General features: G+C 50.7%; 14 protein-coding genes. 8 read left to right on the top strand and 6 right to left on the bottom strand.

Annotated elements, in window-relative coordinates; genetic code table 11:
• The first annotated feature begins 4 nt into the window (after positions 1-4).
• Positions 5-502: a type II secretion system protein M gene (locus tag VOA_RS14475; RefSeq protein WP_000661341.1), complete on the top strand. Its 498-nt coding sequence runs from the start codon at positions 5-7 to the stop codon at positions 500-502.
• 1 nt (position 503) lies between these two features.
• On the top strand, positions 504-1,262 hold the full coding sequence (locus VOA_RS14480; RefSeq protein WP_000831869.1) for a type II secretion system protein N: 759 nt from the start codon (positions 504-506) through the stop codon (positions 1,260-1,262).
• Between the two features lie 56 nt (positions 1,263-1,318).
• On the opposite strand, the gene cysQ is transcribed toward VOA_RS14480, so the two are convergent.
• From cysQ to VOA_RS20370, 4 genes are all read right to left on the bottom strand, one after another.
• Positions 1,319-2,146, bottom strand: a complete 828-nt coding sequence (gene cysQ, locus VOA_RS14485; protein WP_000106802.1) for a 3'(2'),5'-bisphosphate nucleotidase CysQ — start codon at positions 2,144-2,146, stop codon at positions 1,319-1,321.
• Positions 2,147-2,168: 22 nt separating this feature from the next.
• Complete coding sequence (gene nudE, locus VOA_RS14490; protein WP_000095821.1) at positions 2,169-2,717, bottom strand: ADP compounds hydrolase NudE; 549 nt, start codon at positions 2,715-2,717, stop codon at positions 2,169-2,171.
• 138 nt (positions 2,718-2,855) lie between these two features.
• Positions 2,856-3,443 carry a Fe-S biogenesis protein NfuA gene (gene nfuA, locus VOA_RS14495; protein WP_000070175.1) on the bottom strand — a complete coding sequence of 196 codons (588 nt, stop codon included), beginning with the start codon at positions 3,441-3,443 and terminating at the stop codon, positions 2,856-2,858.
• Positions 3,444-3,531: 88 nt separating this feature from the next.
• Positions 3,532-4,392 carry a phosphoribosyltransferase family protein gene (locus VOA_RS20370; RefSeq protein WP_083806344.1) on the bottom strand — a complete coding sequence of 287 codons (861 nt, stop codon included), beginning with the start codon at positions 4,390-4,392 and terminating at the stop codon, positions 3,532-3,534.
• Here VOA_RS20370 and bioH point away from each other — a divergent pair.
• Positions 4,328-5,089: a pimeloyl-ACP methyl ester esterase BioH gene (gene bioH / locus VOA_RS14500; RefSeq protein ID WP_001240444.1), complete on the top strand. Its 762-nt coding sequence runs from the start codon at positions 4,328-4,330 to the stop codon at positions 5,087-5,089. The genes VOA_RS20370 and bioH overlap by 65 nt on opposite strands.
• Before the next feature lie 318 nt (positions 5,090-5,407).
• Positions 5,408-5,878, top strand: a complete 471-nt coding sequence (locus VOA_RS14505) for a hypothetical protein (RefSeq protein WP_000961395.1) — start codon at positions 5,408-5,410, stop codon at positions 5,876-5,878.
• Between the two features lie 94 nt (positions 5,879-5,972).
• On the opposite strand, the gene VOA_RS14510 is transcribed toward VOA_RS14505, so the two are convergent.
• Complete coding sequence (locus VOA_RS14510) at positions 5,973-8,294, bottom strand: Tex family protein (protein ID WP_000030095.1); 2,322 nt, start codon at positions 8,292-8,294, stop codon at positions 5,973-5,975.
• A gap of 242 nt (positions 8,295-8,536) precedes the next feature.
• On the opposite strand from VOA_RS14510, the gene greB reads away from it, so the two are divergent.
• Complete coding sequence (gene greB / locus VOA_RS14515; RefSeq protein ID WP_000850497.1) at positions 8,537-9,019, top strand: transcription elongation factor GreB; 483 nt, start codon at positions 8,537-8,539, stop codon at positions 9,017-9,019.
• Positions 9,020-9,060: 41 nt separating this feature from the next.
• Here the strand turns inward: greB and VOA_RS14520 are convergent, their stop codons facing one another.
• Complete coding sequence (locus tag VOA_RS14520) at positions 9,061-9,849, bottom strand: helix-turn-helix domain-containing protein (RefSeq protein ID WP_000096333.1); 789 nt, start codon at positions 9,847-9,849, stop codon at positions 9,061-9,063.
• 286 nt (positions 9,850-10,135) lie between these two features.
• Between VOA_RS14520 and VOA_RS14525 the strand changes: the two genes are divergently transcribed.
• From VOA_RS14525 to VOA_RS14535, 3 genes are all read left to right on the top strand, one after another.
• A complete protein-coding gene (locus VOA_RS14525; protein ID WP_001041216.1) occupies positions 10,136-11,215 on the top strand; it encodes a substrate-binding domain-containing protein in 1,080 nt (359 codons plus the stop codon).
• A 63-nt stretch (positions 11,216-11,278) separates the two neighbouring features.
• Positions 11,279-12,760, top strand: a complete 1,482-nt coding sequence (locus VOA_RS14530) for a sugar ABC transporter ATP-binding protein (RefSeq protein WP_000063405.1) — start codon at positions 11,279-11,281, stop codon at positions 12,758-12,760.
• Positions 12,761-12,774: 14 nt separating this feature from the next.
• Complete coding sequence (locus VOA_RS14535; RefSeq protein ID WP_001291820.1) at positions 12,775-13,764, top strand: ABC transporter permease; 990 nt, start codon at positions 12,775-12,777, stop codon at positions 13,762-13,764.
• Positions 13,765-13,766: the final 2 nt, after the last annotated feature.

The following is a 13,766-nucleotide window of genomic DNA, read 5'->3' as shown; positions in this document are numbered from 1 at the left end:
AATGATGAAAGAATTATTGGCTCCTGTGCAGGCTTGGTGGCGAAGTGTCACCCCGCGTGAACAGAAAATGGTGATGGGGATGGGCGCGCTGACGGTGCTGGCTATCGCCTATTGGGGGATATGGCAACCTTTGAGTGAGCGTACCGCCCAAGCTCAAGCTCGAGTACAAACCGAAAAACAACTGCTGAGTTGGGTAAGTGACAACGCCAACGACATCGTAACGCTACGTGCGCAAGGTGGCAGTGATGCGCCAAGCAATCAACCACTCAATCAGGTGATAACCAATTCGACTCGTCAGTTCAATATTGAGCTGATCCGCGTGCAACCACGCGGTGAAATGATGCAGGTCTGGATCCAACCGCTACCGTTTTCGCAATTAGTCTCATGGATTGCTTATTTGCAAGAGCACCAAGGGGTGAGTGTGGATGCGATTGATATCGACCGCGGTAAAGTCAACGGCATCGTTGAAGTAAAACGCCTGCAACTGAAGCGTGGAGGCTGATATGAAGCGTACCGTTGGGTATGGTCTCTTATTTGCTACGGTGTTAATCACCAGCGTGGTCGTGCATTTGCCTGCGCAAGTGGTGCTCAAGCCATTACCTCTGCCTGAAGGTTTAGAGCTCAATGGGATTGAAGGTACGCTGTGGCAAGGTAAATCGACTCAAGTGCGTTGGCAAGGCATGAGTCTTGGCGATTTGAATTGGGATTTGCACCTCTCCGCTTTACTGATGGCTCAGTTGGAAGCCGATGTTCGTTTTGGGCGTGGCAGTAACATGCAACTGCGTGGCAAAGGTGTGCTCGGCATGGGGTTAAGTGGCCCATATGTGGAAGATTTCCTCCTTTCATTGCCTGCGGCGCAAGCCATTCCTTGGTTACCCATGCCAGTTCCCCTAACGGCGCAAGGCCAACTGGAGCTTACCGTGCAGCAATATCGTTTTGGCGACCCTTATTGCCAACAAGCGGCAGGGAGTTTGGTGTGGTCTGGGGCGCAGGTGGAATCGCCTCTAGGTTTATTGGACTTGGGCTCTGTAGTCTCGGATTTTACTTGCCAAGAAAGTGTTCTGAACCTGAAAGGGGGGCAGAAGACCTCGCAGGTGAGCAGCGAGTTTTCGCTGAGTTTGCAGCCTGACAGAGGTTATCAAGCCCAAGCGTGGTTTAAACCAGAAGCGGGTTTTCCTGAAAGCTTAAGTGAGCAGTTGAAATGGCTACCGCAGCCCGATGGCCAAGGCCGCTATCAGTTTAATCAGCAAGGCCAGCTTTAACCATTTTATCTACATCTAACGATTTCACGCCCAGTTTGGGCGTGAAATTTTATCGGCTAATCTTTGATTTGTAGGATGTCATTCCAAGGTAAATCCGCATCACCGAGGACTATGAAGTTCGGGTTTTCCAAGGTTTCTCGCTCATTGTAGGAAAGAGGGGACAATTGAGTGCTCAGAATACGCCCCCCCGCTTCTTCCACAATACACTGCGTTGCGGCGGTATCCCATTCTCCGGTTGGGCCAAGGCGTAGATAGCAATCTACCGCACCTTCCGCCACCAAACAGGCTTTAAGTGCCGCTGATCCCAAAGGCACTAGCTCGTAATTCCATGCACTGCTTAAACGACGGGTGACTTTATTGATGTCTTGGCGGCGGCTGATGGCAATCGCGATCGAATTACTCGGCAACTCGTGCTTATGAGTCTGAATTTTTAGGCTCTGCGCCATATCCGGAATCTTCCACGCCCCTTTGCCTGCATAAGCGTAGTAAGTCACGCCAGACACTGGGCCATACACTACGCCCATCACCGGATGGTTATTTTCTACCAAGGCAATGATGGTCGCGAAGTCGCCACTGCGTGCGATAAATTCTTGAGTACCATCGAGCGGATCAACTAGCCAGTAGCGCTGCCACGTTTCGCGAGTGGCAAGGGCGATATTGGCCTCTTCCTCCGAGAGGATCGGAATATCAGGGGTCAGCTCGCGTAGCTGCTCGCACAAAAACTTATGTGCAGCCAAATCCGCACTGGTCACGGGCGTTGAATCACTTTTGGTGAACGCTTCGTACGATTTGTTTTGGTAGATATCGAGGATGAGTTGTCCTGCAGCCCGCGCGATGCTAATCACATCGGGCAGTAGGTGAGAGAGATCCTGTGGTGTAGACATAGTGACTCCGAAGGCGCGCGATTCACGCCTGAAGAAAACGCAGGGCCAGCAGTAAGGCTGTGATGCTGCGCGCTTCACAAAAATCGAGATGGGTCAGCAGATCTTCTGCTTGTGCTAAAGGCCAGCGAATGATCTCCAATGGCTCTGGCTCATCCCCCTCTAACTGTTCTGAGTATAGATCCTGAGCAACAAAAAGAACCATTTTACTGGAGAAGTAAGAAGGAGCCAGCACCACCTCTTTGAGCGGCGTTAACTGGTGTGCGCCAAAACCAATTTCCTCTTTTAACTCACGATTGGCCGCTTGTTCAGCGGTTTCACCATGATCGACCAAGCCCTTTGGAAAGCCTAATTCGTAACGCTCCGTTCCCGCGGCGTATTCGCGAACGAGAAGTAAATCACCTTGGGCTGTGATCGGCACCATCATCACCGCATGGCGGCCACTTGGCTTCATACGCTCGTAGGTTCTTTCTTCGCCATTCGAGAAACGTAAATCCAAAGCTTCAATAGTAAACAGGCGCGATTGAGCGACAGTTTCACGCTCCAGAATTTCTGGTAAAGATTTGGACGACATACGCGGGCTCCCGAGCAAAAAAAGTTTTCTTAATATATGAGAAATAATCGCAGTTTGAAACGCTCAATATGCAGACACCAATAAAAAAGCTGATGCGGAGACATCAGCTTCAAATAGGAAGGTTATGCAGATTGAACGTTAGTAGTAAGAGTGTTCACCACGATCGTGCTCGGTGGAGTCACGTACCGCAGTCAGTTCACCAGCAAATTGAGCCAGCAACTCTTTCTCAATCCCTTCTTTAAGCGTCACGTCGACCATAGAACAGCCGTTGCAGCCGCCACCAAACTGAACCAGAGCCACACCATCATCCGAAATGCTGATCAGGCTAACATGGCCGCCATGGCCGGCCAGTTGTGGGTTTACTTGAGTTTGCAATGCGTATTCAACGCGCTCCATCAGCGGCGCATCGTCAGCCACTTTACGCATTTTGGCGTTAGGGGCTTTCAGGGTTAGTTGTGAGCCCATTTTGTCGGTGACAAAGTCAATCACCGCCTCTTCCAAAAATGGCAGGCTGAGTTCATCAACGTAAGCTGAGAAACCACTGAAAGGGTATTCCGTATCGGTGGCTTCTACCGCTTCTGGTGGGCAGTAAGAAACGCCGCATTCAGCGTTTTGTGTACCTGGGTTTACCACGAACACACGAATATTAGTCCCTTCTGGCTGCTGTGCTAGCAGCTTAGCGAAGTGTGATTGGGCAGATTCAGTAATAGTAATTGGATTTGACACGACGAATACCTGAGTAAAAGAATCGGTTATTGCTCACCATTCTACTCCTGAGTTAACGATGATCCAGTGCTTTTTGCGTTAAAAAACGTCAACCTTGGTTGTCTTTCGGCTCGGGAGTGCGGCAGATGCAGTAAATATCGATGCTTTGTACGCCGACATCAAGCAGTAAATCACATAAATGTCGGATGGTGCTACCCGTAGTGACAACATCATCCACAATCGCTACATGTTGTTGGTTTGGTGGATGATTTAGTGTAAATGCATCACGCAAATTTTTTATTCGCTGCGCTTTGCTGAGCCCTTGTTGGTGGGGTGTGGCTCGGCGGCGTGCAAACAACAAAGGGTCATAGTGAGTATTGAGTGAGCGTGCTAACTCGCGCGCCAGCAGATCACTTTGATTAAAGCCGCGTAGCCAACGTCGCCGCCAATGTAGCGGAACACTGCACAACAAAGGGGCGGGCTCGCTAATTTTTGTTGCGAGCAGATTAGCCAAGCGTGGCGCTTGCCAAAACTGGCGCTGATATTTGAGTTGATGCACCGCATCACTGAGTGGAAAGCGGTAATCACCGACACACATCAGTTTTCGCCACGGCGGAGGCTGACGCAGACACTGTCCGCACTGCTCGACTGGGGTAAGAGTCGGTAAACCGCAGCAAGCGCAGCGATAACCGTGTTCAAGCCAAGCTTGGCAGGCGGTGCAGACGCCAAACGGCGAATTTTTATCGAGCGCGAGTCGACAAAGATGGCACTCAGGAATGAGCAGTGGTGCGGTGGTTTTTCTGAGCCAATTGGTTAACATAGCGAGCCAAGAATCAGGGTAATTTGCTTCATCTTGCCAATTGGCAGAGTGGATGAAGATGGAAATAGACGGAGAAACTGTGACCATGGCGTTGTATTGGCAAGTCAGTGGACAAGGGCAAGATCTGGTATTGGTACACGGCTGGGGCATGAATGGTGCGGTGTGGCAGCAAACCGCACAAGCCTTGAGTGACCATTTTCGAGTGCATGTGGTGGACTTACCCGGTTATGGTCATAGTGCCGAGCAACATGCTGCAAGCTTGGAGGATGTCGCTCAAGCCTTGTTAGAGCATGCACCGCGCAACGCAATTTGGGTCGGCTGGTCACTGGGTGGCTTAGTCGCCACGCACATGGCGCTCCACCACCCAGACTACGTCAGCAAATTGGTGACGGTCGCTTCCTCGCCCAAATTTGCGGCGCAGGGAAACTGGCGTGGTATTCAACCGGATGTGCTGACGGCGTTTACCGATCAGCTGGTGGCCGATTTTCAGCTGACCATTGAGCGTTTTATGGCGCTGCAAGCCATGGGTAGCCCAAGTGCACGCCAAGATGTGAAAGCGCTTAAACAGGCCGTGTTGTCGCGCCCTATGCCCAATCCGCAATCCCTGTTGGCGGGGCTGACTATGCTCGCCGAAGTAGATTTGCGTGACGAGCTACAACACATCAACGTGCCTATGCTGCGGCTATATGGTCGGTTGGATGGGTTAGTCCCCGCGAAAGTTGCCCGTGATTTGAACCATTTAGCGCCTTACAGTGAAGCGTTCATGTTCGACCAATCTTCTCATGCGCCGTTTATGACTGAGGCGGAGGCGTTTTGTCAGCAACTTGTCGAGTTTGCGACTCGTTAGAGGCATATCCCCTTCCTACTTGAAGCTGCAGCGGTGTTGGCTACGTTCATTCACCCCAATCACATAGCTTGTCTATGTTCATGGGGATTATGAGAGCCATCCCTGGCTCTCACCAAAGGCCAGCCGATGGCTGTGCAAATTTGTTCCAGACAAATTTGTCACTCACTTGCCGCCTACCTGCAACTCCAAGTAGTTTGGGTATAGTGTGAATTTTGTCGCGCTGACCAAAATTTGACTTAATCATTTTCTCGACTGGTCGATAAATAGACTAACCCGGAGTGAAAGCCGAGGGTGGGCGAAGCTGAGGAGGTTTCGGCTATGCTAGTGTCACCGACCAATGTCAGTGTGCCGCTGATCGCCCCATCAGTGAACGTGCAAACGGAGCAGGCCGCACGCGACAATCGCGTTCGCGAGCCAGTGACGCCAACCGTACAACTGGCCAAATCGAACGCTGAACGTAAGATCAAAGAGGATGATAAGCGTCGCAAGCAACCATCGTGGGATCCTGCTGAGCACCCACGTTACGAAGTCGGCGGCGAAACGGAGGCGCATACCTCCCACCACGATGAACCCAAAAGTGAGCTAGAGCGATTGTTTGATCTGCTCGCGCTCGCTTCGTACAGCCAAGAGCAAGGCAAAGGTTATGCGATGCGTTTTCGCTTACCCAAGCACATTATTGATGCGGCGATAACAGAAGGCAGAATGGCGCGCCGGCGTGTCGTGATCAAATACCATTATGGTCACGCAGTGGCACCCAACACACCTTCAGACGTGATTGCGGTTTTGTAGGTGAGTTATCTCGCGCAATAAAAATCCCCACTTCTGTGGGGATTTTTTTATGCAGCCTAACGGTTACGTCATGATGATATGTGTTTATCGCTGGCTATTTCTTCGCTTTAGCGAAAGCGGCGGCAAACGCACCGCCCATGGCTCCGCCTAATGCATTGCCTTGTGGCTCATCACGGCGCGGAGCTCGACGCTCTTGCCCTGCGCGTGGCGCAGAGCTGCGCTGGCTGCGGTTATCTTGTCCCGGCTCATCGTTTAAGCGCATCGAAAGGGCGATACGCTTACGCTGTACATCCACTTCCATCACTTTGACTTTGACTATGTCACCGGCTTTAACCACTTCACGCGGATCCGAGATAAAGCGATCGGTCAGCGCAGAAATGTGCACTAAGCCATCTTGATGGACGCCGATATCCACGAACGCGCCAAAGTTGGCTACGTTAGAGACCACGCCTTCCAAAACCATGCCCACTTCTAGATCCGATACTTCATGGATGCCTTCAGCAAAGGTTGCGGTTTTGAATTCCGGACGCGGGTCACGCCCCGGTTTATCCAGTTCTTTGATGATGTCGGTAACGGTGGGTACACCAAAGTTTTCATCGGTGTAATCGACCGCGCGCAGAGTGCGCAGGAACTCGGTATTGCCAATCAGCGCTTTCAGATCTTTGCTGTTCTTCTCGGCGATGGTTTTTACCACCGGATATGCTTCCGGGTGCACTGCTGAGGCGTCGAGTGGGTTTTTGCCGTCCATAATACGCAGGAAGCCAGCACACTGTTCAAATGCTTTAGGCCCCAAACGCGGTACTTTTTTCAATGCGCTACGTGACTCAAAACGACCGTTTTCATCACGATAATCGACCACGTTTTGCGCCAATGCCGCAGAAAGTCCCGCAACACGAGTCAGAAGCGCTGCCGAGGCAGTATTCACATCCACACCGACGGCGTTTACACAGTCCTCAACAATCGCATCCAGACGTTTCGCGAGCAGGGTTTGGCTTACATCGTGTTGATACTGGCCAACCCCGATCGATTTCGGGTCGATCTTCACCAGCTCTGCTAGTGGGTCTTGCAGACGACGCGCGATAGAGACTGCGCCGCGCAATGACACATCGAGATTCGGAAACTCTTTTGCCGCCAGTTCAGAAGCAGAATACACCGATGCTCCCGCTTCGCTGACCATGATCTTTTGTACTTTGAGGTTGCCGCGCTTGATTAAATCCGCCGCAAAAGCGTCAGTTTCACGCGACGCAGTACCGTTACCAATCGCAATCAGATCCACGTTGAACTTTTTCACTAGCAGAGCGATGGACTGCATGGCGCGATCGTACTGATGCTGTGGTGCATGTGGGTAAATCGTGTCGGTTGCCAGCACCTTACCTGTTGCGTCAACCACCGCGACTTTACAGCCGGTGCGCAGACCCGGATCGAGGCCCAATGTCGCGCGAGGGCCCGCCGGGGCCGCCATCAGCAGATCTTTTAAGTTGGTGGCGAAGACTTCAATCGCTTCGATTTCCGCGCGCTCTTTCATCGCGCTCATCAGTTCGGTTTCCATGTGCATGGAGATTTTGATCTTCCATGCCCAGCTGATCACCTGCTTGCGCCACGCATCGGCCGTCGCTTGACTCAAATGAATGCCGTAATGTTCTGCAATCAATGTTTCGCAGTAGGATTGGCGCGCACTTTCTTCCAATTCAGGATCGGCATTCAGCGTTAGGGTTAAGAAGCCTTCGTTACGGCCACGCAGCATCGCCAACGCGCGATGTGAAGGCGCTTTGCTGATCGGCTCGCGGTGATCAAAGTAATCTTTAAATTTCTCGCCCGCTTGCTCTTTGCCTTCGACCACGCGCGACACAATTTCCGCGTTGCGATTGAGATGTTGGCGGATTTTCTCCAGTAGATTGGCATCTTCTGCAATGCGTTCCATCACGATAGCGCGTGCACCATCCAGTGCGGCTTTGCTGTCGGCGACGCCTTTCTCGGCATTAATGTATTTTGCTGCTTCGCTTTCAGGGTCAGTGTTAGGCTGTGTCCACAGCGTATCGGCCAGCGGCTCAAGACCCGCTTCAATCGCGATTTGGCCTTTGGTGCGGCGTTTCGGCTTGTAAGGCAGATAGAGATCTTCAAGGCGGTTTTTGCTGTCGGCACTTAAAATCGCCTGCTCCAGCTCAGGGGTGAGTTTGCCTTGTTCTTGAATCGATTTGAGGATGGTTTGACGACGGTCATCCATCTCACGCAGATAGGCAAGACGGCTATCTAAGTTGCGCAGTTGGGTATCATCCAATCCTCCGGTTACCTCTTTACGGTAACGGGCGATAAAAGGAACGGTATTGCCATCGTCGATCAGGGTGACGGCAGCGATAACTTGCTCAGGGCGAACATTCAGTTCTTGAGCAATCTGGTGACAGATAGCTTTGCTCATCCGTGGTGGTCTCTTTTTGACATTTTCGGTTTATATGGGGGCAGTTACGCCTGACTCCAGCTCAACGCTCGAATGGACGAGGAGTTTGAGCTATGGATCACGCTCTGCGCGCAGCAGGCGGCTATTAATACCATGTCTACCGCTGGCTTTTGAGAGCTTTCAGTCAAATCTTTTGCCCTGACTGGCAAAGCGTGCGAAAAATCGGTACTTTTCGCGCAACCCTATTTTGTTGAGAATCCCGTGTGAAAACTAAGCTGATTACCCGAGCTGGCTACAACAAGCTCAAGCAAGAACTCGACTATTTATGGAAAGAACAACGTCCCGAGATCACCCAAAAAGTCTCTTGGGCGGCGAGCCTTGGCGATCGCTCAGAGAACGCCGATTACACTTATAACAAACGCCTGCTGCGCCAGATTGACCGTCGTGTACGCTTCCTGAGTAAGTTGCTGCCAGAGCTGAAAATCGTTGATTATTCACCGCAGCAAGAAGGCAAAGTGTTTTTCGGTGCTTGGGTGGAAATTGAAAACGAAGCCGGAGAAGTGAAGAAGTTTCGCATTGTCGGCCCCGAAGAGATTTATGGCGATGCCAAAGATTACATCTCGATTGATTCACCGATGGCGCGCGCACTACTCAAAAAGCAAGTGGATGAAGAGTTTCAGGTGCACACTCCAACGGGCATGAAAGAGTGGTTTATTAATTCGATTGAGTACGAGAAAGGGGAGTGATTCCCCTTTTTCTTTTGTGTGCTGAGAGGTTAAAGGCGCGATTAACGCTTTTCCAGACTCAGTAGGTAGTTACGTAAGTTCACTCCGCGGTTGGTAATGCCGAGTTTGTTACGCAGGCTATTGCGATGATTTTCGACCGTTTTCCGCGCCACATTGAGCGTGCTGGCGATCTCTTGGCTCGACATGCCACTGCGAATAAATTCAGCCACTTGCAGCTCGGATGGGGTCAAAACTTCCAGCAGGCGACTGTTCATGCCGCTGTGGTCATCTAGCAAGTTTTCCATATTGGATTTGACGATTTCCAAGCACAGCTTGAGGCTGGGATCCTGCAATTGTTGCCAGCGCTTTTCGACTTCCGGCAAATGTTTATCGCGAATTTCCTGCTGCACATGCTCTGGAAGTTGAGTTTCTCCGGCATGACTGAGCAGATTGAGTGATTCGGAAAGCTCATGGATGATCTGATAATCCTGTTCGATCGCCGAGAGCTTAGGTTCAAGAGGCTGTTTCTCTTTGGCCTCAATCTGTAGGCAGTAGATTAAAGCGTGTCCTGCATCACTCAGTTTGCACATGCTGAAGTGCAAATTGGCCACATCAAACTCCAGTGTTTCACGCTCATGGCGCAAAAAAGCACGAATTTGTGCGCTGTACATGGGGCCAACCAAGAACACCAAATCATCCAGACTTTCCAAGGTTAAGGTTGCGACAGGGTAGTTGCTGGCAACAATCTGCTCCTTGGCATCAAACGCGACAAAATAGATGTCATGCTGCGCCAACAGTTGATGATACATACTGCTGGTCAGACTCATGCGTTGTACTTCAAGGGAGCTCATAAACCGAAATAGTCTCTGTGGTGAGGGGGCTTGGCAAATAATACCTATCTTTTACCTAGTCAGCATCTTTCTTTTTGCGCTTTGTGATTTTCACTCTGAGTGTTCGGGGTGTGATTCCATTCATCATGCTGATGCTTCGCGCTCAAACAACAAAATGCTCAATTATTACTCAGGGTTGTGATTGTTATCACTTTGTGATCGTTGCATGTCGCGATCTTGATCGCACTAAATACCTACAAAATACCTATATTAATACTCACCTAATACCTAAATAAGGTGAAGAGAGATGAACAAACAAGGAATCGTTAATACCTGTCGAGTCGCAAGTATCAGTCTGTTAATGGCGTTAAGCAGCAATGCGATGGCTGTGACAGAAACCAAAGGCCCGATGGGTGAGGCGGCAACGCCGTATACCGATGTGGTGTTATCGACTGAACAAGAGCAGCAAGTGCGCGCGGCAGGTTATACCGCTGCGATTTTGATGCACAGCACGTCGGATTGGTCGAACGCTCAGATTGAAGGTGCTAAGGACAAATTCTCCGATCTCAATATTAAAGTCGTGGCGGTGACCGATGCGGAATTTAATGCCAACAAACAAAAAACCGATGTAGAGACCACGATGGCCATGAAGCCCGATATTTTGATCTCCTTAGTGGTGGATCCGGTATCCGGTGCTGCGGCATTTCGTCCGGCGGTGGAACAGGGCAGTAAGTTAGTGTTGATCAGTAACCTGCCAAGTGGTTTTGAGCATGGCAAAGATTACGCCGGTATCGTGACCGACGATTTATCGCAGATGGGCAAAATCGCGGCGGATCTCATCGCGGATGCAGTGGATGAAAAAGGCAAAGTCGGTTTTATCTACCACGAAGCTAACTACTACGTGACCAATCAACGTGATGAAGCGGCATTGGCTAATTTGCAACAGAGCTACCCGAACATCGAAGTGGTCGCAAAACGCGGCATTGCTAACGCCAACGACGGCGAAGTCATCGCCTCGGCCATGATTACTCAATATCCTGACATTAAAGCTATTTATGCCCCTTGGGACAGCATTGCTGAAGGTGTGGTCGCGGCGACTCGCGCAGCAGGTCGTAAAGACATCAAAGTGATCACCATGGATTTAGGCGCAGCGAATGCGCTGGACATGGCTAAGCAACGTAATGTGGCGGGCATTGTGACTGACTTGCCTTATGACTTAGGCCAAACGTTGGCGCGAATGGGTGCATTAGCAAAACTCGAACAACCCACACCACCGTTTGTGACCGTGGGAGCCAGTGCGGTAACGCGTGACAACTTGTTGGATGCTTGGCAGCAGGCTTTGCGTCGTCCTGCTCCAGAAGCGGTGCAAAAAGCGTTGAAGCAGTAAGTGTACAAGCGGTCTGCCAGATGGCTGGCAGACCGAGTTTGACTCAAGACAGGGAGAGTCGATGTGAGCAATGCAATTGAAGCCCGCGGCGTCAAAAAAGGGTTTGATGGTACTCCGGTTTTGAAAGGTGTCGATTTCACCTTAAAACAGGGGGAAGTCCATGCGCTGGTGGGGCAAAACGGAGCTGGGAAATCCACCTTAGTGAAGCTGATTAATGGTTTCCATGCTCGTGATGGTGGTGAAATTCGTCTCTTTGGACAAGCGGTAACCTTTTCATCGCCCAAAGCGGCGCAGGCGGCGGGGATTGCGATGGTCTATCAGGATCTCAGCCTTGTCCCGACGTTGAGCATCGCCGACAACATTTTTCTGAATCATCCAACCGCTCGCCGCAGCCTGATTTCTAATCGTGCTCGTGAGCGCCAATCCAAACCGCTGTTAGAGCTGTTGGGGGTTGAAATAGACCCGAGCCAACGAGTGGAAACACTGAGTTTGGGTGAGCAGCAATTGGTGGAAATTGCCAAGGCACTCGCGTTGGATGCCAAAATTCTCGTGCTCGATGAACCTACCGCTTCATTGTCTAACAACGAAATTAATGAGTTGTTTCGAGTGATCGAAAAACTCAAAGCGAGTGGGATCAGCATCATCTACATCACGCACTATTTGGCGGATATTCTGCGGATTTGCGATGCAGTGACTGTGTTGCGTGATGGCTATAGCGTATTGGAAACGCCTACATCAAAAACATCCGTCGATGCTTTGGTGGAAGCCATGTTGGGCAACAAAAGTGATACCCAAATTGAGTGGCAGCGCCCGGCGATTGATGGACAAAAAACGCCGCTTCTTGAGCTGCGTGATGTGACCACCGAAGAATTAGATGCGATTTCGCTCAAAGTGATGCCGGGGCAAGTGGTGGGCTTGGCGGGCTTGCTCGGCAGTGGTCGCACGGAAATTTTGCAAGCTATCTACGGTTTAACTCCTTTAGTGAAGGGCGAAGTGCTGGTGGAGGGAAAACCAGTACAGATCCGTTCCCCGCGGGATGCGATTGAAAATGGCATTAATATGGTGCCGGAAGAGCGACGCTCTCAAGGATTGGTGCTCGATTTTTCTGTGTTCGATAACCTACTGATGGCCTCTTTTGATCGCATCTCCCACTCCTTGGTGATTGATAAACATCAAGGGCAAGACATTGTGGATACCGCGATTCGCCGTTTAGGTGTGAAAACCTCTGGCGCCTCGCAGGCGGTACGTTATCTCTCTGGGGGCAACCAGCAGAAAGTGGTGATTGGGAAGTGTTTATCCACTCAAGCCAAAGTGCTCTTGCTTGATGACCCGACTTTTGGCATCGACATCAATGCCAAATACGAAATTATGAAAATCGTGAATCAGTATGTGCAACAAGGCAATGGAGTGATTTTTGTCTCCAGTGAATACGCCGAAGTGGGCAGTTTTTGCGATGTGATTTATGTAGTGAATAAAGGCCGGATTGTGAAGCAAATCCAGGGACAACGAATGACAGAAGAGGAGTTGCTGGCGGCCGTCCAGTAATAAGGAAATCAGCTATGAGCGAAAAAACCATTCCAAAACCAACGCCAGCGCCAAAGGCAAAGCCGATTCAGTGGCGCGACTATATTATCTACTTTGTGTTTGTCGGCATCTTCATCTTTTTCTCGGTGATGTTGCACGATAAAGGCTTTTTGAGTTCGGTGAACTTAATGAACATCGCACGTCAAACGGCCACTATCGCAATCATGGCGGTGGGGATGACTTTTGTCCTCAGCGCCGCAGAAATTGATCTCTCCTTTGGTGCAACAGTGGCCTTGGCGGCAATCGTCTCCGCGCTGACCTTGCAAGAAACCGACAGCATTTTAATGGCAGTATCGGCCGCGTTACTGGTCGGCACTATGATTGGTTTTATCAACGGCATTTTTGTCACTCAAGTTGGCATTCCGTCTTTTCTCGTCACGTTAGGTACCACCGGCATCATCACGGGGATTGCTCGTTGGTCTACGTCTTTGCAATCCATCCCGATTGATAACGACACTTACGCTTTCATTTTCGGTTCTGGTGATATCGGCCCCTTCTCGGTGTTGTTTATCTGGACGTTATTGGTTGCGGCAGTGGGCGCTTTTGTGCTGCGTAATACCACTTTTGGCAAGCATGTGCTGGCAACGGGCGGTAATAAAGTCTCGGCCATGTATTCAGGGATCAACGTCAATCGCATCAAGCTGTATGTGCTGATGCTCAACGGCTTTCTCGCCGCATTAGCGGGCATTCTTTATTCCGGCCGCCTTTATAGTGCACGTTACACCTTGGGTGAGAGTGACCTGATGCTGGTGATAGCCGCAGTCATTATCGGTGGAACCAGCTTGTTTGGCGGTAAAGGTACGGTGATTGGCTCGGTGATTGGTGCACTGATCATGGGAATGGTGAATAACGGATTGATTTTGATGGGGCTTAACGTTGACCAGCAATTAATCCTGCGCGGCATCATCGTCATTGTCGCCGTAACCTTCACCATGGGACAGATTCGTCAGCTGCGTAAAAAATAGCA

Source organism: Vibrio sp. RC586, assembly GCF_000176715.1.
Taxonomy (GTDB): Bacteria; Pseudomonadota; Gammaproteobacteria; order Enterobacterales; family Vibrionaceae; genus Vibrio.
The sequence above is the reverse complement of the archived record's forward strand: the minus strand, read 5'-3'. Positions and strand labels throughout refer to the sequence as shown.

Bases quoted from the DNA above. Each gene is read 5' to 3' on its own strand.
- VOA_RS14475 (WP_000661341.1), top strand. From the start codon at position 5: ATGAAAGAATTATTGGCTCCTGTGCAGGCTTGGTGGCGAAGTGTCACC.
- VOA_RS14480 (WP_000831869.1), top strand. From the start codon at position 504: ATGAAGCGTACCGTTGGGTATGGTCTCTTATTTGCTACGGTGTTAATC.
- cysQ (WP_000106802.1), bottom strand. From the start codon at position 2,146: ATGTCTACACCACAGGATCTCTCTCACCTACTGCCCGATGTGATTAGC.
- nudE (WP_000095821.1), bottom strand. From the start codon at position 2,717: ATGTCGTCCAAATCTTTACCAGAAATTCTGGAGCGTGAAACTGTCGCT.
- bioH (WP_001240444.1), top strand. From the start codon at position 4,328: ATGGCGTTGTATTGGCAAGTCAGTGGACAAGGGCAAGATCTGGTATTG.
- VOA_RS20370 (WP_083806344.1), bottom strand. From the start codon at position 4,392: ATGCCCCAGCCGTGTACCAATACCAGATCTTGCCCTTGTCCACTGACT.
- VOA_RS14505 (WP_000961395.1), top strand. From the start codon at position 5,408: ATGCTAGTGTCACCGACCAATGTCAGTGTGCCGCTGATCGCCCCATCA.
- VOA_RS14510 (WP_000030095.1), bottom strand. From the start codon at position 8,294: ATGAGCAAAGCTATCTGTCACCAGATTGCTCAAGAACTGAATGTTCGC.
- VOA_RS14520 (WP_000096333.1), bottom strand. From the start codon at position 9,849: ATGAGCTCCCTTGAAGTACAACGCATGAGTCTGACCAGCAGTATGTAT.
- VOA_RS14525 (WP_001041216.1), top strand. From the start codon at position 10,136: ATGAACAAACAAGGAATCGTTAATACCTGTCGAGTCGCAAGTATCAGT.
- VOA_RS14535 (WP_001291820.1), top strand. From the start codon at position 12,775: ATGAGCGAAAAAACCATTCCAAAACCAACGCCAGCGCCAAAGGCAAAG.